The sequence below is a fragment of the Enterobacter cloacae complex sp. 2022EL-00981 genome, from assembly GCF_028737495.1.
GTDB lineage: Bacteria > Pseudomonadota > Gammaproteobacteria > Enterobacterales > Enterobacteriaceae > Enterobacter > Enterobacter cloacae.
The window spans coordinates 32,669-58,987 of sequence record NZ_JAQZRK010000019.1; the positions used below are offsets into that span (position 1 = coordinate 32,669).

The following is a 26,319-nucleotide window of genomic DNA, read 5'->3' on the forward strand; positions in this document are numbered from 1 at the left end:
GTTGGTCGTCTTCCGGATAAGTATTATCCGCAAGTTTCGTTAATACAAAAAGTCCATTTTTAGGATCTGGAAGGCGGCTCGCATCGTCAGCGTGGTGATGATACGCCGATCACAACGTCAAACGTCACATGTTACCTTTCACGTCATTTGTTTTTAAAACAAGTAGATAGCTGGATAAGCTCGCCGGGAGCCTGCTAGTTTTAAGCTCAAGACGCACCCCGAGTGCGCGGTTCAATAAGAGAGAAAGCCATGAAACGAGCCGTGAACGCCCTACAAAATTTCGGAAAATCATTGTACGGACCGGTACTTATTTTACCGATCGTCGGTCTGTTTATCGCCTTTGGCAATGTGCTGGGCAATGGCAACCTGGCCGAGTATCTGCCGTTTCTCGGCCATCCGCTGATCCAGAATATCGGCCAGCTGATCGCCAAATCTGCCGTGTCGGTGCTGGTTAACCTGGCCCTGGTGTTTGCCGTCGGCATCCCGATTGGTCTGGCAACACGGGACAAAGGCTACGCGGCGCTGATTGGGCTGGTGACGTTTGTGGTGTTTATCAACGCCATGAACGTCACGCTACAGCTTCAGGGCGAACTGGCACCCGCAGCACAGATGAAAGCCGCCGGGCAGACCATGGTGCTGGGCGTTCAGGTGCTGGAGATGGGCGTGTTCGCCGGGATCCTGACCGGCGCGCTTTCCGGATACCTGTACAACAAATACTCTGGCGTACAGTTTAACGGCGCGATGGCGATTTACTCTGGTCACTGTTTTGTCGCCATTGTGATGCTGCCCGTTTCCATGCTGCTCGGCGTAGTGATGAGCGAGATGTGGCCGTTTGCCCAGCACGGCATTAGCGCAATGGCGCTTGCCATCAAAGGTTCTGGTCCGTTCGGCGTGGCGATCTACGGCTTCCTTGAGCGCATTCTGGTGCCCACCGGTCTGCATCATCTGGTCTATACCCCGTTCCTGTATACCGAACTGGGCGGCACGCAAGAGGTGTGCGGTACGGTTTATCAGGGCGCGCGCAACATTTACTTCGCGGAGATGGCCTGCCCGGAGGTGAAACAGCTCAGCAGCACGGTGGTATGGGATGCGCGCGGCATCAGCAAGATGTTTGGCCTGCCGGCGGCGGCGCTGGCGATGTACATGACCGCAAAGCCGGAGCGTAAAGCGGCAGCAAAAGCGATTCTGATCCCGGCGGCGCTCACTTCACTGCTGGTCGGCGTCACCGAGCCCATTGAGTTCTCCTTCCTGTTTGTCGCCCCGCTGCTGTTCGTGGTGCACGCGGTGCTGACGGGTATCGGGATGATGCTGTTCTCCCTGCTGGGTGTTCACGCCATCGGCGCTAACGGGATTATCGATTTTATTCTCTACAACCTGCCGCTCGGTACGGAAAAGTCCAACTGGCCGATGTACATCGTGGTCGGGCTGATCATGTTCGCCCTCTACTTTGTGGTGTTCCGCTTCCTGATCCTGCGTTTCAACATGAAAACGCCAGGCCGTGAAGATGAGGACCAGGAGACGCGCCTTTACAGCAAACAGGAGTACCAGGCGAAGGGCAATAACGACGGGCTGGGTGAATCCATCGTCGTCGGTCTGGGCGGCCGGGAAAATATTGAAGTGGTGGATAACTGCTACACCCGCTTACGTGTGACGGTGAAGGATGTCGCCATCATTGATGAGCCGCGCCTGAAAGCGACCGGCGCAAAAGGGATTATCAAACAAGGTAACAACGTTCAGGTGGTCTACGGGCTGCATGTCAAAAAAATGCGAGAAGCCGTTGAGACGTTTCTCTGAAAGGAGCTAAAGATGTTTACACCCCCATTCATTCTGTCGATTGCTGGCGGCGGTAGCACCTACACGCCAGGTATTGTGAAAAGCCTGATGGTGCGTCTGCAGGACTTCCCGCTGGCCGAAATCCGCCTTTACGACATCGACGAGGCGCGTCAGAACACGATTGCCCCGGTGGTGGAAAAAGTGATCCGCGACCACAGCCAGAGCATCAAATTTACCGTCACCAATGACCCGGAAGTGGCCTTCAGCGGCGCACATTTCGTCTTCGCCCAGATGCGCGTTGGCCAGTATAAAATGCGCGAGCAGGATGAGAAGATCCCGTTGCGACACGGCGTGGTTGGTCAGGAGACCTGCGGCCCCGGCGGGCTGGCTTACGGGCTGCGTACGATCCTGCCAATGGTCGAGCTTATCGATCTGGTGGATCGCTACGCGCATGAAAAAGCATGGATCGTAAACTACTCCAACCCGGCGGCAATCGTCGCAGAGGGGGTGCGTCGCCTGCGACCGAACGCCCGCGTGCTGAATATTTGCGATATGCCGGTTGCCGCAATGCGTAACATGGGAGCCATTCTGGGGGTCGATCGCCGCAAGCTGGAGGTGGACTACTTTGGGCTGAATCACTTCGGCTGGTTTACCCGTGTGTTGGTGGACGGCGAGGACAAGCTGCCGGAGCTGCGTAAACATATCGCGAAGTTTGGTCTGCTGACGGAAGATGCCGCCAAAACCGACCCACAGCACTCCGATCCGTCGTGGGTGAAAACCTGGCGCAACATCAAGCCGATCATGGATAACTTCCCGGAGTATCTGCCGAACCCGTATCTGCAGTACTACCTGATGCCGAACCAGATTGTCGAGCATCAGAACCCCGACTACACCCGCGCTAACGAAGTGATGAACGGGCGTGAGAAAAAGCTGTTTGCCGCAGCCGAAGAATATAAGCGTACCGGGATCCTGCCGGATGCCTTCCACGTTGGCGTTCACGGCGAGTTTATCGTCGATGTCGCCTGCTCGCTGGCCTTCAACCTGCGGAGCCGTCATCTGGTGATGGTGGAAAACCGCGGGGCAATTACCAATCTGCCGTACGATGCGGTCGTCGAGGTTCCCGCGTATATCACCTCCGAGGGGCCAGAGCCTGTCCGCGTGGGCCAGGTGCCGCTGTTCCATCAGACGCTGCTACAACAGCAGCTCGCCTCTGAACAGTTGCTGGTGGAAGCAACCATTGAAGGGAGCTATGAGAAAGCGCTGCAGGCATTTACCCTGAATCGCACCGTGCCGACCATGGAGCACGCGAAAGCGATTCTGGATGAGATGATCGAGGCTAACCGCGAGTACTGGCCTGCGCTGCAAAAAGCCTGGCAGAACGGCGAAGCGGTGAAAAAATAGGGGCTTGCTCGCGAGTTGAACGTGGTTTGCTTGTCGGTGTCAGAAAAAACACCGACAATCCTTTTTTACGGAAAAGAATGGAGGCAACCCATGTCCACCTCATATTTTGTCGCCGCCGACTGGCTGATTGAGCACGGCGACGATCCTGAAGTGCAGATTATTGACGCGCGTATGGCTCCTCCGGGCCAGGAGCATCGTGACGTTCCCGGTGAATACCGCGCAGGGCACCTGCCGGGCGCGGTATTTTTTGATATCGAAGCCCTCTCCGATCACACCTCCTCTCTGCCGCACATGCTGCCACGCCCGGAAGCCTTCTCCGTGGCGATGCGCGAGCTGGGCATCAGCAAAGACAAACACCTCGTTGTTTATGATGAAGGTAACCTCTTCTCTGCCCCGCGCGCGTGGTGGATGCTGAAAAACTTCGGCGTCGAGAAAGTCTCGATTCTGGCGGGGGGTCTGGCTGGCTGGAAGCGCGACGAACTGCCGCTGCAGCAGGGGGACGTGACGCTGCCGGAGGGGGATTTTGACGCGACGTTTGACGCAAATGTGGTGAAACGCCTGACCGACGTGCTGGTCGTCAGCCATGAAAACACTGCTCAAATCGTCGATGCGCGTCCTGCCGCACGTTTTAACGCTGAAGCGGACGAACCTCGCCCTGGCCTGAAACGCGGACACATTCCGGGAGCATTGAACGTGCCGTGGGGCGATCTGGTGTTTGAGGGCGAGCTGAAAACCACCGATGAGCTACGCGCGATTTTTGATCGTCAGGGCGTGGATTTACGCCGTCCAATTATTGCCAGCTGCGGTTCCGGCGTAACGGCCTGCGTGGTGATCCTGGCACTCGCCACGCTCGGCGTAAACGACGTCACGCTGTACGACGGCGCCTGGAGTGAGTGGGGTGCGCGGGACGATCTGCCGGTTGAACCCGCGAAATAATGGATAACCGCCTGGCCACGCTGTTAACGCGCGGGGAATCGCTGACCCGCGCGGAGTATCGCGTACTCGCACATCTCACGGAGCATCCAATGCTGGTGGGTAACATCACGGTGCGAGAACTGGCACAGGCGACATTTGTCTCTACCGCGACGATTATGCGGCTGTGTCAGAAGCTGGGGTTCAGCGGGTTTAGCGAGTTTATCTGGCACTGCAAACAGCTCCTCACCGACACGCCGCATATTACGACGCAAGGAAACGCCCTTCCGCAGTTGCCCGCGCTGTTCAGCCAGTTTATTGCCAACTATCAGCAGACGTTCCAGTGGGTGACCGATGAGAAGCGTCTGCAGTTTGCCGACCTGCTGCGTCACAAAGAGAGCTTCTTTCTCTACGGTGCCGGGTTTTCCTATCTGTTTGCCGAATACCTGACCAAAAAACTTCAGGTGCTGGGGAAAACGGCGTTTATCTCCGGGCCGGGTGACAGCCGGAACATCTTTCTCAGCAACGCCGCCCGTTATCAGGTATTTATTGCCGTCTCGCGCAGCGGCGAAACAGAGCAGGTGCTGGATAAAGCGCGGATCGCCAAAAACGTCGGGATGACGATTGTCGCGTTTACCCGCGCCTCGGCCAATACGCTGGCGGGCATGGCGGACGTGCACTTCGCTCTCTATGACGAGGCGGTGCATTACGCCGCGGAAGCCGCAGGGGTGACGTCGTTTGAGTCGAATCTGGTACTGCTGATGGATTTACTGCTGCTGGAAGCAACGGGGTGACAGTCACCCCGCTGTAATCAGATGATGCGGTTGGTTTTGAGATCGCGCAGGAAACCGCCCCAGCGACGCTCATAGAACGGTGTGATGTGCTCGGTAATAAAGTGACTGATGCCCTTCTCACCGTTCTTCACCTGGCAGATATCAATTGGCTCATCGCCCGGCAACGTATCAGTGGCCACACTGCCCGCCGCCTGAATGATTTCATCGATATCGCCGTCAGCTTCAATACCAATCAACAGTACCGGCTGTTCATCCGCTTGCTCTTTAATCGAACAGAGGAACGCGCGTCTTACCGGCTTCAGGGTTTTGAACAACGTGGTCAGGGAATCGATCATCTGCGCTGGCGGTTCGGCCACTTCAGAGAGCAGCAGCGTTTCGCCCCCTTCCAGCACTTCCTGGGTACTGAGCGGGTTACCCTCTTCACCAATCAGATGGCTGATTTCACGCGGCGTGAACTCTTTCCCGGTCGGCAGTTTCGCATTAAGGAACAGCGTCTGGCCCAGCGTCATTTCGAACAGCGTGCGCACCGGCATCACCACGAACGCCTGTTCATCTTCAACGGCGGTCTGTAGCGCTTCCAGCGAGGTAAAGAACGGGATCACCGAGGTGCCGTCGTCTTTCTCCCAGTGCAGCAGATCCAGCGCGCTATCTTCAACAACCTGCTCACCTTCCGCCGCGGTTCCTGGCACCCAGACGGTGGATTCCAGCAGCGTGCGGAAAAATGCCGGACGGTGGGCGGGCTCGGTCGCCGCCTGTTCCAGCAGGGTTTCTAATTCGTTTTTGGTTTCGGACATAACAATTCCAGATGTCGAATTTTCCCCTCACCCTAACCCTCTCCCCAAAGGGGAGAGGGAATTTGAACACCCTCTCCCCTTTGGGGAGAGGGCCGGGGTGAGGGGCCAATAATTACTCAGCCGTCAGCAGGTTCGCCACGGTACGCACGCCCAGGCCGGTCGCGCCCGCAGACCACTGCTCAACCGCCGCTTTACGGTAGGTTGCGGAGCAGTCGATATGCAGCCAGCCTTCGTGATAGTTCTCAACGAAGTGGGACAGGAAGCCTGCTGCGGTGCTTGCACCCGCCGGGTATGCCGCGCTCGCGGTGTTATTCAGTTCGGCAAAATTAGACGGCAGCTGGCTGCGGTGGAATTCCGCCAGCGGCAGACGCCAGAACGGTTCGTTTTCTGCCGCGGCGCTTGCCAGCAGGCGGGCCGCCAGCTTGTCGTCAAAGCTGAACAGCGCATGGTAGTCGTTACCCAGCGCCGTTTTTGCCGCGCCGGTCAGGGTGGCCATATCGATAATCAACTCTGGCTTCTGGGCAGAAGCGTCGATCAGGCCATCGGCCAGCACCAGACGGCCTTCTGCATCGGTGTTCATCACTTCAACATTTTTGCCGTTGCGGTAGCGAATGATGTCGCCCAGCTTGAAGGCGTTACCGCTTACCATGTTGTCCGCGCAGCACAGGTACAGCTTCACGCGTTTTTTCAGGCCACGGGTAATCGCAAACGCCAGCGCACCAGTGATGGTTGCCGCCCCGCCCATGTCGGATTTCATGGAGTCCATGAACGCGCTCTGCTTCAGGCTGTAGCCACCGGTGTCGAAGGTGATACCTTTCCCGACCAGGCAGGCAAACACTGGCGCGTCTTTATCGCCGGTTGGGTTGTAGTCCAGCGCCAGCAGCACCGGTGGACGCTCAGAGCCACGCCCCACGGTGTGAATGCCCATGTAGTTCTGCTCGCGCAGGTCTTCACCTTTGGTGATGCGATAAGACATGTTATCGCCGGCCACGCCGCACAGCAGGTCAACGGCGCGCTGTGCCAGCTGTTCCGGCCCCAGCTCTTCTGCCGGTGCGTTAATGGTGTCACGTACCCAGTCGATAATGGTCAGGCGGCTTTCCAGCTCTTTTTGACCGGCTTCGTCAAGGTTGGCCCACTCAATTTTGCGGGTGCCTTTTGGCCCTTTATAACCGGCCCAGAACGCCCAGCTGCGGTCGGTGTCCCAGCCCTCGCCTGCCAGAGAGACATGCTTAATGCCGAGCCCATCAATTTTACGCGCGGCGCGCTGGATCAGGCCCAGATCTTCGTTGCCCGTCAGATGCAGGGTAATACCTTCGTTGTTGATACTGTAAGTGGCTTTTTCGCCCCAACGCGCATCGGCGGGTTGCGTAGAGAGCGTAATCTTCATCGCTTCGGTCATTTTATTTATCCTTATTAGCAAACGGGCCGCCTGAAGGCAGCCCGTTACGTGATTTACTCTGCTTCATCTAACCAGACTAACAGAATCGCCTCCAGAATTTTTTCATTGGATGCGTTGGGATCGTCGTCAAAATCCTCTAAATCGCAGATCCACTGATGCATATCGGTGAAGCGTACGGTTTTTGGATCGAGATCCGGGTTAGCGTCGTAGAGCGCTTCGCCGATTTCACGGCTGTCTGTCCACTTCAGTCCCATATTAATGCTCGCGTGCGTGGTTGATGGTGTAGCGTGGGAACTCCACGACCAGATCTTCGTCGGTCACCGCTGCCTGGCAGCTTAAGCGGCTGTCGGGCTCCAGACCCCATGCTTTATCCAGCATGTCATCTTCGTCTTCGGTGCTCTCGGCAAGCGAGTCGAAACCTTCACGCACAATGCAGTGGCACGTCGTGCAGGCACAGGATTTTTCACAGGCGTGTTCCACTTCGATACCTGCACGCAGGGCAACATCGAGAATGGTTTCACCAGTCTTCGCTTCCAGAACAGCGCCATCCGGACAGAGGTCCGCATGAGGCAAAATAACAATCTTTGGCATATTAAACCTCGTCCACGGACTGGCCTTTCAGCGCGACGCGGACAGATTTGTCCATGCGGCGAGCAGCAAAGTCCTGGGTTTGTTTATCAACGTTTTTAATGGCTTCTTCTATTGCGTCAGCGTCATTGCCCTGGGCGACCACGCTTAAGTGCGTAGCAGCCTCGTCAATCACCTGACGCTCAGCGGCGCTTAACAGCGCGGCATCGGCAGCGAGCGCGCCGTTCAGGCTTTCCAGCACGCGTGCGGCTTCCACTTTTTGTTCGGCCAGCATACGCGCCTTCACATCCTGCTCGGCGTAGCTCATTGAGTCCTGAATCATGGAGGCGATTTCGCCATCGGTCAGGCCGTAGGACGGCTTCACCTGAATGGACGATTCGACACCAGTCGATTTTTCCATCGCCGTGACACTCAGCAGGCCGTCTGCATCCACCTGGAAGGTGACGCGAATATGCGCCCCGCCCGCAGGCAGCGCCGGAATGCCCCGCAGCGCAAAGCGCGCCAGCGAGCGGCAGTCCTGCACCAGTTCGCGTTCGCCCTGCATCACGTGAATGGACATGGCCGTCTGACCGTCTTTAAAGGTAGTGAACTCCTGCGCACGTGCCACCGGAATGGTGGTGTTGCGCGGAATGACTTTCTCCACCAGTCCGCCCATGGTCTCTAAACCCAGCGACAGCGGGATAACGTCCAGCAGCAGCATTTCACTGTCCGGCTTGTTGCCGACCAGAATATCCGCCTGAATCGCCGCGCCCACGGCAACCACTTTGTCCGGGTCAATGGAGGTCAGCGGCGTGCGGCCAAAGAATTCGCCTACACGCTCACGCACCAGCGGTACGCGGGTGGAACCACCCACCATGACCACTTCCAGCACCTCATCCGCCTCAACGCCGGCATCTTTCAGCGCACGACGGCAGGCTAACAGCGTGCGTTTCACCAGGGGGGCGATCAGATCGTTAAACTGTTCACGAGCGATCTCACCCTGCCAGCCCGCCACGTTCACACTGACTGACTCAGCATCGCTTAGCGCAATTTTGGCCTCGATGGCCGCATCCAGCAGTTCACGCTGTACGCGCGCATCGCTGCGATCGCTGATACCCGCCTGCTCGCGAATGTAATCCGCCAGCAGATGGTCAAAGTCATCGCCGCCCAGCGCGGAGTCCCCGCCGGTCGCCAGCACTTCAAACACCCCACGGCTTAAGCGCAGGATCGAGATATCAAAGGTACCGCCGCCGAGATCGTAAACCGCAATCACCCCTTCCTGACCGGAGTCGAGGCCGTAGGCAATCGCTGCCGCTGTCGGTTCGTTCAGCAGGCGCAGCACGTGCAGGCCCGCCAGACGCGCGGCGTCTTTGGTGCCCTGACGCTGTGCGTCATCAAAGTAGGCCGGAACGGTAATCACCACACCGTCTAAATCGCCGCCGAGCGTTGCCGTGGCACGCTCCGCCAGCGCTTTAAGGATGTCAGCGGATACGCGAATTGGGTTCAGCAGCCCGGCCGCAGTCGCAATCATCGGCAGGCCGTTTTCACTGGCCTGCAGCTGATACGGCAGATGCGGGTAACGGGTCTGAATATCGGCCAGCGAGCGGCCCATCATCCGCTTAACGGAGCTGATGGTATTCGCCGGATCGCGCGCGGCGTTAGCGCGGGCATCAAAGCCCACCGCGTGGCCCTGCTGCTGGTAGTGGACCACGGAAGGCAGCAGATGGCGGCCCTGCTCGTCAGCCAGCGTCTCCGCCTGGCCGCTACGCACGGTTGCCACGAGGGAATTGGTGGTGCCGAGATCAATACCCACCGCCAGACGACGCTGGTGCGGTGCGGCGCTTAAGCCAGGCTCACTAATTTGTAATAAGGCCATAATTGCTTCCGAAATTAAAAATCGAGCAGCTTTTCTTCGAGTTGTTCAGCACTGCTTCGCAGTTTATCGAGAAAACGGAGTTTGCGCACAGTGTCTGCCGCCACGTCCCAGGTCTCGTTGTTCAGTTGCGCCACCATCTGCTGATGGCGGGTATCAAACATGCCCTTCACGCGCGTGATGAACCTTTCCAGACGCGCTTCGTCTTTGGCCTGTTCAATCTCATCCAGCTCTTCGCGAAGCGTAAGCTGTTCCATCAGAAACGCCGTGTCGCGTACGGTGTGTTGTTCGCTCGCCAGATCAAAGCCGTGGAGCGAAAGCAGATATTCTGCACGCGCCAGCGGATGGCGCAGCGTCTGCCAGGCCTGGTTGATGGTCGCGGATTGCGACACCGCAGCCAGTTGTTCAGCCTGAGTACCGCTGGCGAATTTGTCCGGATGATACTGACGCTGCAGGTCCTGAAAACGGATCGTCAGCGCCTGGAGATCAATCGGGTATTGAGCGGGTAAACCGAAGAGAGTGAAGTAATCCATAACAATCTCAGGGGTAGCCTGTTAGAACAAACCCCACGCGTAGCGAATAAAGCCACGGTGGGGTTTCGGATGACGCGCGATTAAACGTGGAAACTTTCGCCGCAACCACACTCGTCTTTGACGTTCGGGTTCGTGAATTTGAACCCTTCGTTCAGGCCTTCTTTTACAAAGTCCAGCTGAGTGCCGTTGAGGAATTGCAGGCTTTTGCCATCGACCACCACCTTCACGCCCTTGTCTTCAAACACAGTGTCATCGGACGCTGGTTCGTCAACAAACTCCAGTACGTAAGCCATACCAGAACAGCCGGAGGTACGTACGCCCAGTCGCAGGCCAAAGCCTTTACCACGGTTCGCCAGAAAAGAGCTTACTCGCGCGGCAGCGCTGTCGCTAAGGGTAATCGACATACTCAAACCTCAATTATTTTGCTTCACGTTTGCTTTTGTAATCCGCAATGGCGGCTTTGATCGCGTCTTCTGCCAGGATAGAACAGTGAATTTTCACCGGTGGCAGTTCGAGTTCTTCAGCAATATCCGTGTTCTTGATTGCCTGTGCTTCGTCCAGAGACTTGCCCTTCACCCACTCGGTGACCAGGGAGCTGGACGCGATAGCAGAACCGCAGCCGTAGGTCTTGAAGCGCGCGTCTTCAATGATACCTTCATTGTTGACTTTAATCTGCAACTTCATCACGTCGCCACAGGCTGGCGCGCCAACCATACCGCTACCTACGCTCTCGTCGCTGTTGTCAAAAGAGCCAACGTTGCGCGGGTTTTCGTAATGATCGATTACTTTTTCGCTGTATGCCATGATTGAATTCTCCTTATGTACCGATTAGTGATGTGACCATTCAATGCTGTTCAGATCCACGCCCTGCTTGAACATTTCCCACAGTGGAGAAAGGTCACGCAGACGGCCGATGGAGTTGCGAACCAGCTTGATGGTGTAGTCAATCTCTTCTTCGGTAGTGAAACGACCTAAAGAGAAACGGATAGAGCTGTGTGCCAGCTCGTCAGTCATACCCAACGCGCGCAGCACGTAGGATGGCTCCAGGCTTGCAGACGTACAGGCAGAACCGGAAGAGACCGCCAGGTCTTTCAGCGCCATGATCAGCGATTCGCCTTCAACATAGTTGAAGCTCACGTTGAGGATGTTGGGTGCGCCCTGCTCGAGATCGCCGTTCAGATACACTTCTTCCATATCTTTCACGCCGTCCCACAGACGGTTACGCAGCGTGCGCAGGCGTGCCATCTCGGTTTCCATCTCTTCTTTCGCAATGCGGTAAGCTTCGCCCATGCCCACGATCTGGTGAACAGGCAGCGTACCGGAACGCATGCCGCGCTCATGACCGCCACCGTGCATCTGCGCTTCAATGCGGATACGCGGTTTACGACGAACGTACAGCGCGCCGATACCTTTCGGGCCATAGATTTTGTGGCCGGAGAAGGACATCAGGTCGACTTTCAGCTGGCTCAGGTCGATAGGCAGTTTGCCCACGCTCTGAGTCGCATCAACGTGATAGATGATGCCGCGCGCACGGCACATTTCGCCGATGGTCGCGATATCCTGCACCACGCCGATTTCGTTGTTTACATGCATGATGGAAACCAGGATGGTGTCATCACGCATCGCCGCTTCGAGCTCTTTCAGGTCAATAATACCGTTGCTATGTGGCGCCAGGTAAGTGACTTCAAAGCCTTCACGCTCGAGCTGACGGCAGGTGTCCAGCACAGCTTTATGTTCGGTTTTGCTGGTGATGATGTGCTTGCCTTTTTTCTGATAAAAGTTGGCTGCACCTTTGATCGCCAGGTTGTCGGATTCGGTCGCACCGGAGGTGAACACAATCTCACGCGGGTCGGCACCCACCAGGTCAGCAATCTGATTACGGGCGATATCCACCGCCTCTTCAGCATGCCAGCCAAAACGGTGTGAACGGGAAGCTGGGTTACCAAAGTTTCCGTCCAGGGTCAGACACTGCATCATTTTCTCGGCAACACGCGGGTCCACCGGCGTGGTTGCGGAGTAGTCGAGATAAATCGGTAATTTCATTGCTCTATAAACTCCGTACATCGCTTCAATGCAAGGAATCAGGCAACCGGCTGGATGTACGACCGAGTACACGGGGCAGCTTCGCCCCGGCCTGATTCTGAAATACTTATCTTTTTATTACGCGCGTAATTTAACGTCGATAGCGTCCTGCGCGCGGGTGCTGCGTTGAGATTCCTGGCTGTGCTGACGGCCCGATACATCCAGAACTTCCTGGTTATTCACCAGTTCACCGAGGGTGATGTTGTTCAGGAAGCCGGTCAGGCGGTCGCTCAGATCGCGCCACAGAGCGTGGGTCAGGCACTTATCGCCGCCCTGGCAGCCACCTTTCCCCTGGCAACGGGTCGCGTCAACGGATTCGTCAACCGCACTAATGACTTCGCCAACCGCAATACTGCCCGCGTCTTTACCCAGCAGATAACCGCCGCCTGGGCCACGAACGCTGGAAACCAGTCCATTTTTACGCAGTCTGGAGAACAGCTGTTCCAGATAAGAGAGGGAGATCCCTTGTCGTTCAGAAATATCAGCCAACGGAACCGGGCCCGCTTCGGAGTTGAGCGCAACGTCCAGCATCGCGGTTACGGCATAACGCCCTTTAGATGTCAGTCTCATGTCTTACTTAACCTCAAACTCGCCCCTGCCCGGGGTTTTTTATAGTAAAATGGGGTATTGCATAGCAGGGCCAAGTCTGACATTCCTGACTAAATTGGTCAACTATTTACTTGACTGTTTTAGTCAGGTATTTAACCTTCCGTGCCGTATTCTTTTGCCCGGCGGCGCTGCGCTTGCACGGGCCTACGGGTTTTGTAGGCCGGGTAAGCGCAGCGCCACCCGGCGAACAGACGACACTACTCTTTATTCTTCTGCTCAATCGACGCCAGAATTCCACGCAGGATGTTCAGCTCCTGGCTTTCCGGGCGCGCACGGGTGAACAGACGACGCAGCTTATTCATCACCTGCCCCGGATGGCCTTCGCGGATAAAACCGGTAGAGAGCAGCGTCTGCTCCAGGTGACCATAGAAGCGCTCCAGATCGTCCACCAGCGGATAGGCGGTCTCTTCTTTCGGTTCTGCCACTTTCTCCTGGGTCGCCAGCCAGGCCATCCGCACTTCGTAGGCAATGACCTGTACCGCCATCGCCAGGTTCAGCGAGCTGTATTCCGGGTTCGCCGCAATCGCGACGTGGTAATGGCACTTCTGCAGTTCGTCATTGGTCAGGCCGACGCGCTCACGCCCAAACACCAGCGCCACAGGCGCCTGTTCCGCTTCTGAGACACTTTTCAGGCCGCATTCGCGAGGGTCCAGCATTGGCCACGGCAGCGTACGGGAACGCGCGCTGGTACCGACGACCAGACTGCAACCCGCCAGCGCTTCGTCCAGGGTATCAACAATTTGCGCGTTGCCAATCACGTCGCTGGCACCGGCGGCCAGTGCGATGGCCTGAGAGTCCGGTTTCACCAGCGGATTAACCAGCCACAGATTCGTTAAGCCCATGGTTTTCATAGCGCGGGCAACGGAGCCCATATTGCCGGTATGCGATGTTTCGACCAGCACGATTCGAATGTTTTGCAGCATAGTTTTGGATGTCTGAATTCAGTGTCTAAAGAATATTCGGGCATATTATCATAAACGAGAGACATATTCCGATCCCGCTGCTATACTCTGCGCCGATTTTCCTGTTCTTTAACATCCAGTGAGAGAGACCGATGCATCCGATGCTGACCATCGCCGTGCGCGCAGCGCGCAAGGCGGGTAATGTAATTGCCAAACACTACGAAACGCCAGACTCCGTAGAAACCAGCCAGAAAGGCAGCAATGATTTCGTGACTAACGTCGATAAAGCCGCAGAAGCGATTATTATCGAAACGATCCGCAAATCTTACCCACAGCACACCATCATCACCGAAGAAAGCGGTGAACATGAAGGTACCGATCAGGATGTTCAATGGGTTATCGATCCACTGGATGGCACCACCAACTTCGTTAAACGCCTGCCACACTTCTCTGTGTCTATCGCAGTACGCATTAAAGGCCGTACTGAAGTCGCCGTTGTTTATGATCCAATGCGTAACGAACTGTTCACCGCTACCCGCGGTCAGGGCGCGCAGCTGAACGGTTACCGTCTGCGCTGCAGCAATGCACGCGATCTGGACGGCACCATTCTGGCGACCGGTTTCCCGTTCAAGGCGAAACAGCACGCAACCACCTACATGAATATCCTCGGCAAACTGTTCACCGAATGCGCGGACTTCCGTCGCACCGGCTCTGCCGCGTTGGATCTGGCCTACGTGGCGACCGGCCGCGTTGACGGTTACTTCGAACTGGCGCTTAAGCCGTGGGACTTTGCTGCGGGCGAGCTGATCGCGCGTGAAGCAGGCGCACTGGTATGCGATTTCACCGGCGGCCATAACTATATGTCTACCGGCAACATCGTTGCAGGTAACCCACGCGTTGTTAAAGCCATGCTGGCAAACATGCGTGATGAACTGAGCGATGCACTGAAGCGTTAATCCCGGTAATTCCCTCTCCCTGTGGGAGAGGGTCAGGGTGAGGACATCAGACCGCACCCTACTAAAACGGTCGCAATCCCCTTCCCACCGGCACCGCACTCATCCACATCGTCACCGCCGCTACCAGCAGAATCACCCCGCCCGCCAGCGCGAGCGTCGTCCAGCCTACCTGTCGCCACAGCACCGGCGTCTTATTGCCGCTGAGTTTTACCGCCAGTTGACGGAAGCTGTGAACCAGTAATGCCAGTGACGAAATGGTCAGGGACGTTCCTGCCGCCATAGCCAGCGCAGAGAGCATGCCCCAGCCGAATACGCCAATCACTTTGCTGAACAGCAGCACCATGATCGCGCCTGAACATGGTCGCATCCCCATTGAAAGAACAATCATCACCCGCGCACGCCAGTCGTCGCCGCTCTGCAACTGCGCCTGCGTAGGCAGATGCTGATGTCCGCAGCCGCAGTGGGCATCATGGACATGATGTGGCGTAAAGGATTTGAAGGTTGGCTTTTGCAGCAGGACGCGCAGTTTTTTCAGCGCCCGCCAGCAGAGAATCACCCCCAGCACGCCCACCAGCGCATAACTTCCCTTCTCCAGCCAGAAACTGCTCAGGTGCAGCTGACGAGCGGGAAGCTGTAACAGCGAGAGGACGACCACTACCAGCCCGATAGCGACGCCGCCCTGCAGCAGCGAAGAGGCCAGCGTCAGACCGATGCTCGATTTCAGCTTCGAGGGATGCGTGGCAAGCCAGGTAGCGATCACAATCTTGCCGTGCCCCGGCCCCAGCGCATGCAGCACCCCGTAGACAAAACTGAATGCCAGCAGGGAACCACCTGCTTTTGTCGGGTTATCCGCCACCGCCTTGAGTAACCCGCTCATCTGCTGGTTAACGTCACGCTGCCAGAGAATGCTTTTCATCATCACCTGCGGCCAGGCCTGCCTTAACCACAGCGCGCCGCACACGGCCAACAATAAAAAGAGCGCCAGCGGCCAGAGATGAAGCCAGCGACGTGGTTTGCGGGCGGAAGAGGCGATCACTGACATTGTAACGTCACCTGCTGTGCAAATTGTTTACCCAGTTCCATATCTTCAGGAGGGGCATCCTCTTTATCCAGAGAGACGGCGAAGTTGAGCGTCTCTTCGCTGGGTTTTGGCGTATGAACAGCGAGTTTGCAGGATTTTTGCAGGGTAGTCGGTAGCGTCACGTCACTCTCCTTCGCATAGCTCATATCGACGTAATAGGTGGGGTCGAAGGTGGAAAAGGTATACGTCTGTCCTGCCAGCGGCTGAGGATGCGCCAGCGGGAGAACAAACGTCAGCACCGCCTGATGACCGTCGCGCGACATGCCGTACTCCGTCGGGCGATTCATAAACTTCACCTTTTGTCCGTTATGCCAGAACTCGGTGAAGTAGTGCTGTCCCAGCACGTTGGCCATGACCTCCGCCGCCAGCTTTTTCCAGATCTCATCGCCTGGCTTTGCATTTCCCGCGTCATACAGGAGATCGGCCGAGGTGATTTCATCCATCGTCCAGCGCATTTTCAGGCCGCTCAACTGGGTTCCGTCAGTCACCAGCTCGGTTTTGAGACTGATAAAACTGTGAGGATGCGCGCCGGCGGTGAAAGTGATAACCGCCAAAAATAACGCCATCGCGCTGTGTTTAACTGTTTGCATCAATTCCTCACGTCAAAAATTCTGTGATGTTCGCCAGCAATCCTGAGTGAAAGGGCTGCCGGTACGCTTTTCAGCGTCGATCCTTTAGCTATTCTTACCAGACATTCACACTGGATACCCAACAGATGATGACAACGCTTGAAATTCCATCTGTGCTTTCCAGTTCGCAGCGCCGCTGCCAGGTGCTTTTGATGCTTTACCTGCCCGATGCTGCCGTCACCGCACAGAGCATAATCGCAACCAACGGCGTGGACGACGCCATGGCACGGCAAGATATAGCCGAGACGCGCGATGAAATCCAGCGCTATCACCGGCTGGACATTGTCACGCACCATGACGGCAGCTACCGGATTGAAGGTACGGTCCTGAATCAGCGTTTATGTCTGCTGCACTGGCTGCGCAGGGCGCTCCGCCTGTGCCCACATTTTGTTTCGCAACAGTTTACCCCGGCGCTTAAAACCGCGCTTAAACAGCAGGGCATCGCGCGTCCGCTTTATGACGATACGAATCTGCGGGCGTTGATCAGCTTCTGTTCCCGAAAGCTACAGCGCCCCTTTGACTGCCGTGACGTGCAGTTTTTACAGCTCTTCTTGCAGTATTGTCTGATCCAGCATCACCTGGGCAATACGCCGCAGTTTTCCCCCGTTCAGCGCAACTGGACACAGTCGCGAGGGGAATACTTTACGGCGCAGGAAATTGTGCGTCACTGGAAACGCCGCGTGCCGCAGGGCACCCACAGCGACGAACAATTGTTCCTCGCGCTGCTGTTTATGATGCTGCGCACGCCCGATCCGGTGCTCGATAAACATCAGCAGGATCAGCGTCTGCGCCGGGCCATCGTGCGGATGATTGCCCGTTTTCGCGCCCAGACAGGAATGAACTTCAGCGATGAACAAGGGCTGACCGATCAGCTCTACGTTCATCTGGCACAGGCGCTGGACCGGTCGCTGTTTGAGATCGGCATCGACAACAGCCTGCCAGAAGAGATCCATCGCCTTTATCCCCGTCTGTTACGCACCACCAAGGAGGCGTTGTTTGAGCTGGAGGTGGAGTTTGGCCTGCGTTTTTCTGATGAAGAGATGAGTCTGGTGGCGGTGATTTTTGGTGCCTGGCTGATGCAGGAGACCGATCTGCACGAAAAACAGGTGGTGTTATTAACCGGAGAGGACAAATCCTGTGAAGAGGTGATTGAACAGCAGCTACGCGAACTAACGCTGCTGCCGCTCAATATTCGTTATCTGACGCTGCAGGCTTTTCAGAAAGAGGGGGCTCCGCGCGAAGCGGCGCTGGTTATTACTCCTTACCCCACCGCCCTGCCCCTGTTCTCGCCGCCGCTGATCCACGCCGTGGAATCGCTAAACGCACAGCAGCAAGAACATATTCGCGCTATGCTGGAATCGTAGTCAGGCGCGCGCGGCCACTTTCGGGCGAATAAACATCGCCGGTAGCGCGACCAGTGCCATTACCCAGAACACGCCGTGTCCCAGATGTTGATACAGGAAGCCCGCAAAGACCGTCATCACGGCAATGCTGCCGCCCATCGCCACCGCAGAATAGACCGCCTGCAAGCGAATCACATCCCCGCCTTCACGCGCGGCGATATAGCGCATGGCCGCCAGATGGCAGACGGTAAAGGTGCCGCAGTGCAGAATTTGCGCCACGATCAGCCAGGGCAGTTCGGTCGTCCAGCCCATAATGCCCCACCGCGCCACGCCACACACGGCGGAGAGCAGCAGCAGGTCGCGCGCGCCGAAGCGGCGAAACAGTTTCTTGCTGAGCGCAAAGATAATCACTTCGGCCACTACGCCAAGCGACCACAGGTAGCCCACGGCAGAGGCAGAGTAACCGGCGCCCTGCCAGTAAATGGCGCTGAAGCCGTAATACGCCGCATGCGCCCCCTGAAGCAGGCAGACGCAGGCCAGAAAACGCCAGCTTTGCGCCACCAGGCTTCGCCAGGCGGGCCAACCTGCGCTTTCCTGATGGCGACTTTCGCCTTGCGGCATGACTGACGGTCGCAGCAGCATGCCCAGCAACATCGAGGCGATACCGATGCTTAGCAGGGCCAGAATGGCGTGGTAATCGTAAAGGCTGACCAGTTTCCCCACCAGCGCAGAGCCAATCACAAACGCAATGGAGCCCCACAGGCGCACGCGACCGTAGTCCATGGTGATCTGCTTTTGCCAGGTGTTTGCCAGGGCGTCCGTCAGGGGAACCAGCGGGGAGAAGAACAGGTTAAAGCCGACCATCACCACCATCAGCCAGGCAAACTGATGGCTGACCCAGAAGCAGGCCACAAAGACCAGCGTTAACAAGGCAAGAATACGCACCGCTTTGATGAGTAAGGAGGGATCGCTGACGCGCGGTGCAATCAGCAGGCTGCCAAGGAAACGCGCCACCAGCCCCGCCCCCAGCAGGACACCGATGGTTTCCGGAGTAAGGCCAATTCCCTTGAGCCAGACGCTCCAGAAAGGCAGAAAAATACCGTAACTAAAGAAATAGGTGAAATAGCTGAGCGCCAGCCAGCGCGTGGAATGCAAGACCATGAATCCCTCCCGAAATGGAGGCCATAGTCTGGCGAGAATATAAAAATTAAGCAAGTAGATAGCCTGCTATAAATTAACGAAAAATTAACATTCAGTGCAGTCGTCTGGCTTATGGCAGGGAACGAAAATGTGTATTACGTTTAAATTACTCCACTTGCAGAGGTTTTCTGCCATGAACTCACTTCGCTATTTCGATTTCGGTCAGTCACGCCACCTGTTGTTGTTGATTGCCCGTATCGCGCTTGTCGTACTCTTTATTATCTTCGGCTATCCAAAACTGACGGGGTTTAACGGCACCGTACAATATATGACGTCGCTTGGCGCGCCAATGCCCATGCTGGCGGCCATTATCGCCGTGGTGATGGAAGTCCCTGCCGCCATCCTGATCGTGCTGGGCTTTTTCACCCGACCTCTCGCCGTATTGTTTGTGTTCTACACGCTGGGCACGGCAGTTATTGGTCACCATTACTGGGACATGACCGGGGATGCGGTTGTGCCGAATATGATTAATTTCTACAAGAACGTCAGTATTGCGGGCGCATTTATCCTGCTGGCCATTGTGGGACCGGGAGCAATATCCCTCGACCGACGTTAAGACATAAAAAAAGGCCGCGAACGCGGCCTTTTTATTTCTGCTAAGCAGAAGAATTATGCGTATACCGGGAAGCGTGCGCAGATATCCAGAACTTTCGCTTTTACGCGCTCAATAACCGCTTCGTCATTGATGTTGTCCAGAACGTCACACATCCAGCCAGCCAGCTCTTTCACTTCCGCTTCTTTGAAACCGCGGCGAGTAACAGCCGGAGAACCGATACGGATACCGGAGGTCACGAACGGACTCTTCGGATCGTTTGGTACGCTGTTTTTGTTCACGGTGATGTTGGCGCGGCCCAGAGCGGCGTCAGCTTCTTTACCGGTCAGGTTCTTATCAACCAGATCCAGCAGGAACAGGTGGTTTTCAGTACCGCCGGACACCACTTTGTAACCACGGTTCAGGAACACTTCCACCATCGCTTTGGCGTTTTTGGCAACCTGCTGCTGGTAGACTTTGAACTCTGGCTCCATCGCTTCTTTCAGCGCGACAGCTTTTGCCGCGATCACGTGCATCAGCGGGCCGCCCTGTGCGCTTGGGAACACAGCGGAGTTCAGTTTTTTGTACAGCTCTTCATCGCCGCCTTTCGCCAGGATCAGGCCACCGCGTGGACCCGCCAGGGTTTTGTGCGTGGTGGTGGTCACAACGTGAGCATGAGGAACCGGGTTCGGGTAAACGCCCGCGGCGATAAGACCGGCAACGTGCGCCATATCCACGAACAGGTAAGCACCGATGCTGTCTGCGATTTCACGCATTTTTGCCCAGTCAACGATACCGGAGTAAGCAGAGAAACCACCGATGATCATCTTCGGCTTGTGCTCTTTAGCCTGCTTCGCCATGTCTTCGTAGTCAATTTTGCCTGACTCATCAATACCGTAAGGGATGATGTTGTACAATTTGCCAGAGAAGTTTACCGGGGAGCCGTGAGTCAGGTGACCGCCCTGCGCCAGGTTCATACCCAGAACGGTATCGCCCGGCTGCAGCAGCGCGGTGTAGACCGCGAAGTTTGCCTGAGAGCCGGAGTGCGGCTGGACGTTAGCGTAGTCAGCGCCAAAGAGTTCTTTCGCACGGTCAATCGCCAGTTGCTCAACGATATCAACGTACTCGCAACCGCCGTAGTAGCGCTTGCCCGGATAACCTTCAGCATATTTGTTGGTCAGCTGAGAACCCTGCGCCTGCATGACGCGCGGGCTGGTGTAGTTCTCGGAGGCGATCAGTTCGATGTGCTCTTCCTGACGTACTTTTTCCTGCTCCATAGCCTGCCACAGTTCGGCATCATAATCGGCAATGTTCATTTCACGCTTTAACATCCGCATCTCCTGACTCAGCTAACAAGTAAAATTTGGCCTGAAAAGGCAGTCCTGTTGGACGACGGGCAACAGTATAACTGAATAGTTCTGTGATAACAGGTCTTGACAAACGATTTTACGCAAACGTTTTCCTTCACGCCACGCAAGGGTTTGAGGAATAAAGCCCTCGTCATTTTCAACGGATTTCTTTTCAGGTTTGTGATGCATATATTTCATCTTGCAAAGAACCATTTACATCGCAGGGTTATTTTTATAAGATGCATTTAAAATACATCATTAAGTTCACATCAGAAGGACGCGCTCATGCTCGACGCTCAAACCATCGCTACCGTTAAAGCCACCATTCCCCTGCTGGTGGAGACAGGCCCTAAGCTCACCGCTCATTTCTACGACCGCATGTTCGCGCACAACCCGGAGTTGAAAGAGATTTTCAACATGAGTAACCAGCGTAACGGCGATCAGCGGGAAGCGCTTTTCAATGCCATCGCGGCCTACGCCAGCAACATAGAAAATCTGCCAGCCCTGCTGCCTGCGGTGGAGAAAATCGCGCAGAAGCATACCAGCTTCCAGATCAAACCCGAGCAGTACAACATTGTGGGCGGTCACCTGCTGGCGACGCTGGACGAGATGTTCAGCCCGGGCCAGGAGGTACTGGACGCATGGGGCAAAGCTTACGGCGTGCTGGCAAACGTCTTTATCAACCGAGAAGCGCAGATCTACAGCGAAAACGCCAGCAAGAACGGTGGCTGGGAAGGGACCCGCGCCTTCCGCATTGTTGAGAAAACGCCGCGTAGCGCGCTGATTACCAGTTTTGAGTTCGAGCCGGTGGATGGTCAACCCGTTGCCGATTATCAGCCGGGGCAGTATCTCGGCGTCTGGCTGAAGCCTGAAGGTTTCCCGCATCAGGAGATCCGCCAGTACTCCCTCACCCGTAAGCCAAACGGCAAAGGCTACCGTATTGCGGTGAAACGCGAGGACGGCGGTCAGGTTTCCAGCTGGCTGCATAACGAAGCCAGCGTGGGCGACGTGGTTCATCTGGCTGCGCCGGCGGGCGATTTCTTTATGGCCGTTGAGGCAAATACCCCGGTGACGCTGATCTCTGCGGGTGTGGGTCAAACGCCAATGCTGGCGATGCTGGACACGCTGGCGAAATCCAGCCACAGCGCGCAGGTTAACTGGTTCCACGCCGCTGAAAACGGGGATGTGCACGCCTTTGCTGATGAGGTGAAAACGCTGGGTGCTACCCTGCCGCGTTTCACCGCACACACCTGGTATCGTTTGCCAACGGATGCCGATCGTACAGCGGCCCGCTTTGACAGCGAAGGGTTGATGGATTTACGCCAGCATGAAGGTGTGTTCAGCGCGCCGGAGATGCAGTTCTACGTCTGCGGTCCGGTGGCGTTTATGCAGTATGCCGCGAAGCAGCTGGTTGAACTGGGCGTCAATAAAGACAACATCCATTACGAATGTTTTGGACCGCATAAAGTGCTGTAATACAAAAGCCCCTCGAACGAGGGGCTTTTTTTGCCGGATGGCGGCTGCGCCTGACCCGGTCTGCAAAACCGCTGGCAATGTTAAATCGCGGCGTCGTCTTCTTCGCCGGTACGGATACGGATGACACGCGCCACGTCAAAGACGAAGATTTTACCGTCGCCAATTTTACCCGTCTGTGCCGTACGAATAATGGTATCCACACAGGTATCGACAATATCGTCGCTTACCACGATTTCAATTTTCACTTTCGGCAGAAAGTCCACCATGTACTCTGCACCACGGTAAAGCTCGGTGTGGCCCTTCTGACGACCAAAACCTTTCACTTCGGTCACGGTCATACCGGTGATGCCCACTTCCGCCAGCGCTTCACGTACATCATCCAGTTTGAAAGGTTTAATAATCGCATCAATCTTTTTCATGGTGGGTCCTTAAACTCTTGCCTGTAAGCCGCGTCGTAATCGATTGCTCACAGTATCATATTCATTCGAAGTTTGCGGTACTACTCTTTAAAATCGTTGGCTTCCAGCTCATGGCGTGACAGCAGCTTATAGAACTCGGTGCGGTTGCGTCCGGCCATGCGTGCCGCGTGGGTCACGTTACCTTTGGTGATCTGCAACAGCTTACGCAGATAGTTTAGCTCGAACTGGTTACGCGCTTCGGCAAACGTCGGCAGTGCTGTGTTCTCGCCTTCCAGCGCCTGCTCCACCAGCGCGTCACTGATGACAGGTGACGACGTCAGCGCCACGCACTGCTCTATCACGTTGACCAGCTGGCGCACGTTTCCCGGCCAGCTTGCGGCCATCAGCCGCTTCATCGCATCGGTGGAAAACGCCCGCACAAACGGTTTGTGGCGATCCGCAGACTGGCGCAGCAGGTGATTCGCCAGCAAAGGGATATCTTCCGCACGCTCGGCCAGCGCCGGAATTTTCAGGTTCACGACGTTCAGGCGGTAGTAAAGATCTTCACGAAACTCATTGCGCGCCATTACCTTTGGTAAATCACGGTGCGTGGCGGAGATGATGCGCACGTTAATGTCGATATCGCGGTTGCTGCCCAACGGGCGCACTTTTCGCTCCTGCAGCACGCGCAGTAATTTGACCTGCAGCGGTGCAGGCATGTCGCCAATCTCGTCCAGGAAAAGCGTACCGCCTTCCGCCGCCTGGAATAGGCCTTCCCGGCTGCTGACTGCACCGGTGAACGCACCGCGGGCGTGGCCGAAGAGTTCAGATTCGAGCAGTTGTTCCGGCAGTGCGCCGCAGTTAATGGCAATAAAGGCGTTTTTGCTGCGTGGGCTGGCATTATGGATGGCCTGTGCCAGGATCTCTTTCCCGGTGCCACTCTGCCCGTTAATCAGGACGCTGACGTCAGACTGCGCCACCATCCGGGCCTGTTCCAGCAGACGCAGCATGATGGGGCTACGCGTGACAATCGGCTCCCGCCACGCCTCATCGCTCGACGGGGCAGCATGTTCCAGCGCACTGTCGATGGCCTTATACAGCGCGTCTTTGTCCACCGGCTTGGTCAGGAAGCTGAAAACCCCCTGCTGTGTCGCCGCGACGGCATCCGGGATCGAGCCGTGCGCCGTCAGGATAATCACCGGCATGCCCGGCTGCTGCTTTTGGATCTCCGCGAACAACTGCAGGCCATCCATTTCATCCATCCGCAGGTCGCTTATCACCAGGTCAATTTTCTCCCGGGCGAGAATTTTGAGCCCCTCCAGCCCGCTTTCAGCCGTCACGACGCTGTAGCCTTCACTGACCAGACGCATTCCCAACAACTTGAGCAAACCGGGATCGTCATCCACCAGCAGGAGATGGGCAGGTTTACGGCTCGTCATGCTTCACATCCTCTTGTTTCGGTGTATCGCTGTCCGGTACAGCGGATGAACTCCCAGGCTGATATTTACGCGACGAGAGCTGTCTTTCGATATCGGTCAGGTTCTCCAGCTTACGGGTCGTGGTATCCAGTTGCGTACGCAAATGTTGTTGCTGCTGACGCAGGGTATCCAGCTCGCTGTCGGTTGACTGTTGCAGCTTGCTGTAACGGGAGCGCTCTTCAGACAGCTGAAGTTGTAATGTCTGCCCATCGCGCCAGAGCTGATAAACAGGGCGTACCTGAGCGGGAAGATATGCCACAAAGGTGTCGAGCCGCGTGACGTTCGTGCGTCGTTCGACAGGGGTAATTTTGGCATCCCCAAGCAATATTCCGCGCTTGAAGGCGTCCTGCCAGGTATCGTCGTCCAGCATCGCCGCTTTTGAGCGGGCTTCAACCGGAGCCAGACGCTGCGCGCAGTCTATTCCGCGTAGCCAGAACAGAGGATTGGTTTCGACGTCATGCCCCGACAGGTTCCAGATGTCGTCGCAGCGGGTTGAGAGAAAATCTGCCAGCTGATTCTCTGGCCATTTATCTTCCTGTTTATCGCTAATGGCACTTTTTGGCACATGGGAAACACACCCCGCCAGCAATAAACAAGGCAGACTCAGGCGCAACGTTTTACGGGAAAACACCGCGCGTATGGCGCGGAAAAAGACGTGTGACATACTCACCAGACATAGCTTCATTTTATTGGTTTTTCCGGCTCAGGGGCAGTTCGATACGGAAGCAAACATCGGAACGTTCATCCGTGACAATGTTTAGCTCCCCCTGCATGCGTCGTATACAGTCCCGGGCGATACTTAACCCCAGACCGCTTCCTTTAACCGCACCTTTTCGCTGATGACTTCCCTGGAAGAAGGGTTCAAATATCATCTCTCTTTCGTCATCGGGGATCGGGGTGCCGGTGTTGGCGACATCAATAAAGACCCGTGAACCATTCGTATAGCTTCGGATATAAATGTTACCGGATTCAGTACCATAGTGCACCGCATTGGAATAAAGATTATCCAGAACGCTCATCAATAACATCGGTTCAGCCTGGCAGGTTGGCTCATTCAGCGTCACCCCGGTATGCATCATTTTAGCTCTTGCAGGCAAGCTGTGGGCAGAGATCACCATATCCACCAGCGGCTCAATCTCGACATTTTCGAGGACGACCGCCCCATCCGCCAGCTTGCGGTTGTAATCGAGCAGTTGCTCAATTAATTTCTGCAGATTGCGGCTACTGGCGTCGAGGATCTCAACAATCTCTTTCTGCTCCACCGTCAGCGGCCCCGCCACTTCGTCTGCCAGCAATTCCGTGCCTTCGCGCATGCTGGCCAGCGGCGTTTTAAGCTCGTGGGAAATATGACGTAAAAACTGATGACGCTGGGATTCCAGCCACGACAGGCGCTCCGAAAGCCAGATAATCCGCTGCCCCACGGAACGCAACTCGCGCGGGCCTTTAAAGGCCACCGTATCGCCCAGTGATTTCCCCTCTCCCAGACGATTGATCATCCGCTGGATGCCCTTCACCGGGCCGATGATCATTCGGGTAAAAAGTAACACCAGCGCGAGGCTGACCAGGAACAGCACCAGCGCCTGCCAGCCAAAGAACTGACCGCGTTCGGCAATCTCCTGCTGCAGTTGCTGACCGCGAGAGAAAATCACCGCACGGGTAGACTGCACCATCTCAGCATTGGCATTGGCAAAGGCTTCAAGGCGCGCGGCGGCTGCGGCATCAGGGCCACTGTTCTTACACTGCAGCTGGGCCAGATCGTTCAAATCCTGACGTAATGCCTGGTAGAGCTTATCGTCCGGCAACACGCCGGCATGCGCATCCAGCATCTCGCTATAGCGTTTACGCTGATTCTGGTAGACCTTTTCCAGCGTGCGATCGTCAAGCACGCAATACTGACGATAGCTACGCTCCATCTCCAGCGCGGCGTTGGTCATCGCTTCACTGCGTCTGGCGTCAATGAGCGTCGTGCGGTTAGTCAGTGCCGCCTGAGCACTGAGCGCGTTCAGGCTTTGCCACGCCTGCCAGGCCAGGATCAGTAAAGGCAGCAGGATCAGCAAAAAGGCCATCATTACGAGTTGACGCAGGGAACGGGGGAAAACGGGCCAGCGTTTCAACGCATTACTCTCTTTGAATGGGTTTGAGGAGAGCGTAACTGAGTCTGCCCTTCAGATACAACAAAGCCGGGTAAAAACCCGGCTTTGTCATAGAATGAGGCGGTGCCTAACTCGACGTTTCGCC

27 protein-coding genes are annotated in these 26,319 nt (G+C 56.2%); 8 read left to right on the forward strand and 19 right to left on the reverse strand.

Annotation, left to right across the window (positions count from 1 at the left end; genetic code table 11):
* The first annotated feature begins 249 nt into the window (after positions 1 to 249).
* From PUZ33_RS16320 to PUZ33_RS16335, 4 genes are all read left to right on the forward strand, one after another.
* The gene (locus PUZ33_RS16320; protein ID WP_058680658.1) at positions 250 to 1,794 is read left to right on the forward strand and encodes a PTS transporter subunit EIIC; all 1,545 of its coding nucleotides are present in this window, start codon (positions 250 to 252) and stop codon (positions 1,792 to 1,794) included.
* A gap of 12 nt (positions 1,795 to 1,806) precedes the next feature.
* A complete protein-coding gene (locus PUZ33_RS16325) occupies positions 1,807 to 3,174 on the forward strand; it encodes a 6-phospho-alpha-glucosidase (RefSeq protein WP_023620126.1) in 1,368 nt (455 codons plus the stop codon).
* Between the two features lie 90 nt (positions 3,175 to 3,264).
* Positions 3,265 to 4,110, forward strand: coding sequence for a 3-mercaptopyruvate sulfurtransferase (sseA, locus tag PUZ33_RS16330; RefSeq protein WP_058680656.1), 846 nt, complete (start codon positions 3,265 to 3,267; stop codon positions 4,108 to 4,110).
* Positions 4,110 to 4,880: a MurR/RpiR family transcriptional regulator gene (locus tag PUZ33_RS16335; protein ID WP_058680655.1), complete on the forward strand. Its 771-nt coding sequence runs from the start codon at positions 4,110 to 4,112 to the stop codon at positions 4,878 to 4,880. The genes sseA and PUZ33_RS16335 overlap by 1 nt, the downstream gene beginning before the upstream one ends.
* A 17-nt stretch (positions 4,881 to 4,897) precedes the next feature.
* Here the strand turns inward: PUZ33_RS16335 and sseB are convergent, their stop codons facing one another.
* From sseB to trmJ, 11 genes are all read right to left on the reverse strand, one after another.
* Positions 4,898 to 5,674, reverse strand: coding sequence for an enhanced serine sensitivity protein SseB (gene sseB / locus PUZ33_RS16340; protein WP_020690031.1), 777 nt, complete (start codon positions 5,672 to 5,674; stop codon positions 4,898 to 4,900).
* A 112-nt stretch (positions 5,675 to 5,786) separates the two neighbouring features.
* Entirely contained in the window at positions 5,787 to 7,073 is a 1,287-nt protein-coding gene (pepB, locus tag PUZ33_RS16345) for an aminopeptidase PepB (protein ID WP_058680654.1), read from the reverse strand.
* A 53-nt stretch (positions 7,074 to 7,126) separates the two neighbouring features.
* Positions 7,127 to 7,327 (reverse strand): Fe-S cluster assembly protein IscX, encoded by a 201-nt coding sequence (gene iscX / locus PUZ33_RS16350; protein WP_003860650.1) that lies wholly within the window; start codon positions 7,325 to 7,327, stop codon positions 7,127 to 7,129.
* 1 nt (position 7,328) lies between these two features.
* Entirely contained in the window at positions 7,329 to 7,664 is a 336-nt protein-coding gene (fdx, locus tag PUZ33_RS16355) for an ISC system 2Fe-2S type ferredoxin (protein WP_003860652.1), read from the reverse strand.
* Between the two features lies 1 nt (position 7,665).
* A complete protein-coding gene (gene hscA / locus PUZ33_RS16360; protein WP_058680653.1) occupies positions 7,666 to 9,516 on the reverse strand; it encodes a Fe-S protein assembly chaperone HscA in 1,851 nt (616 codons plus the stop codon).
* Positions 9,517 to 9,530: 14 nt separating this feature from the next.
* Positions 9,531 to 10,046 carry a co-chaperone HscB gene (hscB, locus tag PUZ33_RS16365; protein ID WP_045293494.1) on the reverse strand — a complete coding sequence of 172 codons (516 nt, stop codon included), beginning with the start codon at positions 10,044 to 10,046 and terminating at the stop codon, positions 9,531 to 9,533.
* A gap of 80 nt (positions 10,047 to 10,126) precedes the next feature.
* A complete protein-coding gene (iscA, locus tag PUZ33_RS16370; protein ID WP_003860659.1) occupies positions 10,127 to 10,450 on the reverse strand; it encodes an iron-sulfur cluster assembly protein IscA in 324 nt (107 codons plus the stop codon).
* Between the two features lie 13 nt (positions 10,451 to 10,463).
* Positions 10,464 to 10,850 carry a Fe-S cluster assembly scaffold IscU gene (gene iscU, locus PUZ33_RS16375; RefSeq protein WP_003860661.1) on the reverse strand — a complete coding sequence of 129 codons (387 nt, stop codon included), beginning with the start codon at positions 10,848 to 10,850 and terminating at the stop codon, positions 10,464 to 10,466.
* A 24-nt stretch (positions 10,851 to 10,874) separates the two neighbouring features.
* Entirely contained in the window at positions 10,875 to 12,089 is a 1,215-nt protein-coding gene (gene iscS, locus PUZ33_RS16380) for a cysteine desulfurase (protein WP_058680652.1), read from the reverse strand.
* A gap of 117 nt (positions 12,090 to 12,206) precedes the next feature.
* The gene (gene iscR / locus PUZ33_RS16385; protein ID WP_013098294.1) at positions 12,207 to 12,698 is read right to left on the reverse strand and encodes a Fe-S cluster assembly transcriptional regulator IscR; all 492 of its coding nucleotides are present in this window, start codon (positions 12,696 to 12,698) and stop codon (positions 12,207 to 12,209) included.
* 236 nt (positions 12,699 to 12,934) lie between these two features.
* The gene (gene trmJ, locus PUZ33_RS16390) at positions 12,935 to 13,660 is read right to left on the reverse strand and encodes a tRNA (cytosine(32)/uridine(32)-2'-O)-methyltransferase TrmJ (protein WP_013098295.1); all 726 of its coding nucleotides are present in this window, start codon (positions 13,658 to 13,660) and stop codon (positions 12,935 to 12,937) included.
* A 131-nt stretch (positions 13,661 to 13,791) separates the two neighbouring features.
* On the opposite strand from trmJ, the gene suhB reads away from it, so the two are divergent.
* Positions 13,792 to 14,595 carry an inositol-1-monophosphatase gene (gene suhB, locus PUZ33_RS16395; RefSeq protein ID WP_013098296.1) on the forward strand — a complete coding sequence of 268 codons (804 nt, stop codon included), beginning with the start codon at positions 13,792 to 13,794 and terminating at the stop codon, positions 14,593 to 14,595.
* 61 nt (positions 14,596 to 14,656) lie between these two features.
* On the opposite strand, the gene PUZ33_RS16400 is transcribed toward suhB, so the two are convergent.
* Positions 14,657 to 15,637, reverse strand: a complete 981-nt coding sequence (locus PUZ33_RS16400) for a nickel/cobalt transporter (RefSeq protein ID WP_058680651.1) — start codon at positions 15,635 to 15,637, stop codon at positions 14,657 to 14,659.
* Positions 15,628 to 16,266, reverse strand: coding sequence for a DUF1007 family protein (locus tag PUZ33_RS16405; RefSeq protein WP_023620117.1), 639 nt, complete (start codon positions 16,264 to 16,266; stop codon positions 15,628 to 15,630). The genes PUZ33_RS16400 and PUZ33_RS16405 overlap by 10 nt, the downstream gene beginning before the upstream one ends.
* A 125-nt stretch (positions 16,267 to 16,391) precedes the next feature.
* On the opposite strand from PUZ33_RS16405, the gene csiE reads away from it, so the two are divergent.
* On the forward strand, positions 16,392 to 17,669 hold the full coding sequence (gene csiE / locus PUZ33_RS16410; protein ID WP_038420396.1) for a stationary phase inducible protein CsiE: 1,278 nt from the start codon (positions 16,392 to 16,394) through the stop codon (positions 17,667 to 17,669).
* On the opposite strand, the gene PUZ33_RS16415 is transcribed toward csiE, so the two are convergent.
* Positions 17,670 to 18,809, reverse strand: coding sequence for a 3-phenylpropionate MFS transporter (locus tag PUZ33_RS16415; protein WP_020690043.1), 1,140 nt, complete (start codon positions 18,807 to 18,809; stop codon positions 17,670 to 17,672).
* A 172-nt stretch (positions 18,810 to 18,981) separates the two neighbouring features.
* Here PUZ33_RS16415 and PUZ33_RS16420 point away from each other — a divergent pair, with 172 nt between their 5' ends.
* Positions 18,982 to 19,404 (forward strand): DoxX family protein, encoded by a 423-nt coding sequence (locus tag PUZ33_RS16420; protein ID WP_013098301.1) that lies wholly within the window; start codon positions 18,982 to 18,984, stop codon positions 19,402 to 19,404.
* 53 nt (positions 19,405 to 19,457) lie between these two features.
* Here PUZ33_RS16420 and glyA read toward each other — a convergent pair whose 3' ends face one another.
* A complete protein-coding gene (glyA, locus tag PUZ33_RS16425) occupies positions 19,458 to 20,711 on the reverse strand; it encodes a serine hydroxymethyltransferase (RefSeq protein ID WP_013098302.1) in 1,254 nt (417 codons plus the stop codon).
* A gap of 303 nt (positions 20,712 to 21,014) precedes the next feature.
* Between glyA and hmpA the strand changes: the two genes are divergently transcribed.
* Positions 21,015 to 22,205 (forward strand): NO-inducible flavohemoprotein, encoded by a 1,191-nt coding sequence (hmpA, locus tag PUZ33_RS16430; protein WP_058680650.1) that lies wholly within the window; start codon positions 21,015 to 21,017, stop codon positions 22,203 to 22,205.
* A gap of 80 nt (positions 22,206 to 22,285) precedes the next feature.
* Here hmpA and glnB read toward each other — a convergent pair whose 3' ends face one another.
* From glnB to qseE, 4 genes are all read right to left on the reverse strand, one after another.
* Positions 22,286 to 22,624: a nitrogen regulatory protein P-II gene (glnB, locus tag PUZ33_RS16435; protein WP_003860685.1), complete on the reverse strand. Its 339-nt coding sequence runs from the start codon at positions 22,622 to 22,624 to the stop codon at positions 22,286 to 22,288.
* A gap of 80 nt (positions 22,625 to 22,704) precedes the next feature.
* The gene (glrR, locus tag PUZ33_RS16440; RefSeq protein ID WP_013098304.1) at positions 22,705 to 24,042 is read right to left on the reverse strand and encodes a two-component system response regulator GlrR; all 1,338 of its coding nucleotides are present in this window, start codon (positions 24,040 to 24,042) and stop codon (positions 22,705 to 22,707) included.
* On the reverse strand, positions 24,029 to 24,766 hold the full coding sequence (gene qseG / locus PUZ33_RS16445) for a two-component system QseEF-associated lipoprotein QseG (protein WP_038985697.1): 738 nt from the start codon (positions 24,764 to 24,766) through the stop codon (positions 24,029 to 24,031). The genes glrR and qseG overlap by 14 nt, the downstream gene beginning before the upstream one ends.
* Position 24,767: 1 nt before the next feature.
* Positions 24,768 to 26,195, reverse strand: a complete 1,428-nt coding sequence (gene qseE / locus PUZ33_RS16450) for a two component system sensor histidine kinase QseE/GlrK (protein WP_114078610.1) — start codon at positions 26,193 to 26,195, stop codon at positions 24,768 to 24,770.
* Positions 26,196 to 26,319: the final 124 nt, after the last annotated feature.

Coding starts and splice junctions, on each gene's coding strand:
- iscS (WP_058680652.1), bottom strand. CDS start 12,089: ATGAAATTACCGATTTATCTCGACTACTCCGCAACCACGCCGGTGGAC.
- PUZ33_RS16335 (WP_058680655.1), top strand. CDS start 4,110: ATGGATAACCGCCTGGCCACGCTGTTAACGCGCGGGGAATCGCTGACC.
- iscU (WP_003860661.1), bottom strand. CDS start 10,850: ATGGCATACAGCGAAAAAGTAATCGATCATTACGAAAACCCGCGCAAC.
- PUZ33_RS16405 (WP_023620117.1), bottom strand. CDS start 16,266: ATGCAAACAGTTAAACACAGCGCGATGGCGTTATTTTTGGCGGTTATC.
- PUZ33_RS16415 (WP_020690043.1), bottom strand. CDS start 18,809: ATGGTCTTGCATTCCACGCGCTGGCTGGCGCTCAGCTATTTCACCTAT.
- glrR (WP_013098304.1), bottom strand. CDS start 24,042: ATGACGAGCCGTAAACCTGCCCATCTCCTGCTGGTGGATGACGATCCC.
- PUZ33_RS16400 (WP_058680651.1), bottom strand. CDS start 15,637: ATGTCAGTGATCGCCTCTTCCGCCCGCAAACCACGTCGCTGGCTTCAT.
- fdx (WP_003860652.1), bottom strand. CDS start 7,664: ATGCCAAAGATTGTTATTTTGCCTCATGCGGACCTCTGTCCGGATGGC.
- qseG (WP_038985697.1), bottom strand. CDS start 24,766: ATGAAGCTATGTCTGGTGAGTATGTCACACGTCTTTTTCCGCGCCATA.
- sseA (WP_058680656.1), top strand. CDS start 3,265: ATGTCCACCTCATATTTTGTCGCCGCCGACTGGCTGATTGAGCACGGC.
- iscR (WP_013098294.1), bottom strand. CDS start 12,698: ATGAGACTGACATCTAAAGGGCGTTATGCCGTAACCGCGATGCTGGAC.
- iscA (WP_003860659.1), bottom strand. CDS start 10,450: ATGTCGATTACCCTTAGCGACAGCGCTGCCGCGCGAGTAAGCTCTTTT.
- hmpA (WP_058680650.1), top strand. CDS start 21,015: ATGCTCGACGCTCAAACCATCGCTACCGTTAAAGCCACCATTCCCCTG.
- glyA (WP_013098302.1), bottom strand. CDS start 20,711: ATGTTAAAGCGTGAAATGAACATTGCCGATTATGATGCCGAACTGTGG.
- PUZ33_RS16320 (WP_058680658.1), top strand. CDS start 250: ATGAAACGAGCCGTGAACGCCCTACAAAATTTCGGAAAATCATTGTAC.
- hscB (WP_045293494.1), bottom strand. CDS start 10,046: ATGGATTACTTCACTCTCTTCGGTTTACCCGCTCAATACCCGATTGAT.
- csiE (WP_038420396.1), top strand. CDS start 16,392: ATGATGACAACGCTTGAAATTCCATCTGTGCTTTCCAGTTCGCAGCGC.
- glnB (WP_003860685.1), bottom strand. CDS start 22,624: ATGAAAAAGATTGATGCGATTATTAAACCTTTCAAACTGGATGATGTA.
- trmJ (WP_013098295.1), bottom strand. CDS start 13,660: ATGCTGCAAAACATTCGAATCGTGCTGGTCGAAACATCGCATACCGGC.
- pepB (WP_058680654.1), bottom strand. CDS start 7,073: ATGACCGAAGCGATGAAGATTACGCTCTCTACGCAACCCGCCGATGCG.
- suhB (WP_013098296.1), top strand. CDS start 13,792: ATGCATCCGATGCTGACCATCGCCGTGCGCGCAGCGCGCAAGGCGGGT.
- PUZ33_RS16420 (WP_013098301.1), top strand. CDS start 18,982: ATGAACTCACTTCGCTATTTCGATTTCGGTCAGTCACGCCACCTGTTG.
- iscX (WP_003860650.1), bottom strand. CDS start 7,327: ATGGGACTGAAGTGGACAGACAGCCGTGAAATCGGCGAAGCGCTCTAC.
- sseB (WP_020690031.1), bottom strand. CDS start 5,674: ATGTCCGAAACCAAAAACGAATTAGAAACCCTGCTGGAACAGGCGGCG.
- PUZ33_RS16325 (WP_023620126.1), top strand. CDS start 1,807: ATGTTTACACCCCCATTCATTCTGTCGATTGCTGGCGGCGGTAGCACC.
- hscA (WP_058680653.1), bottom strand. CDS start 9,516: ATGGCCTTATTACAAATTAGTGAGCCTGGCTTAAGCGCCGCACCGCAC.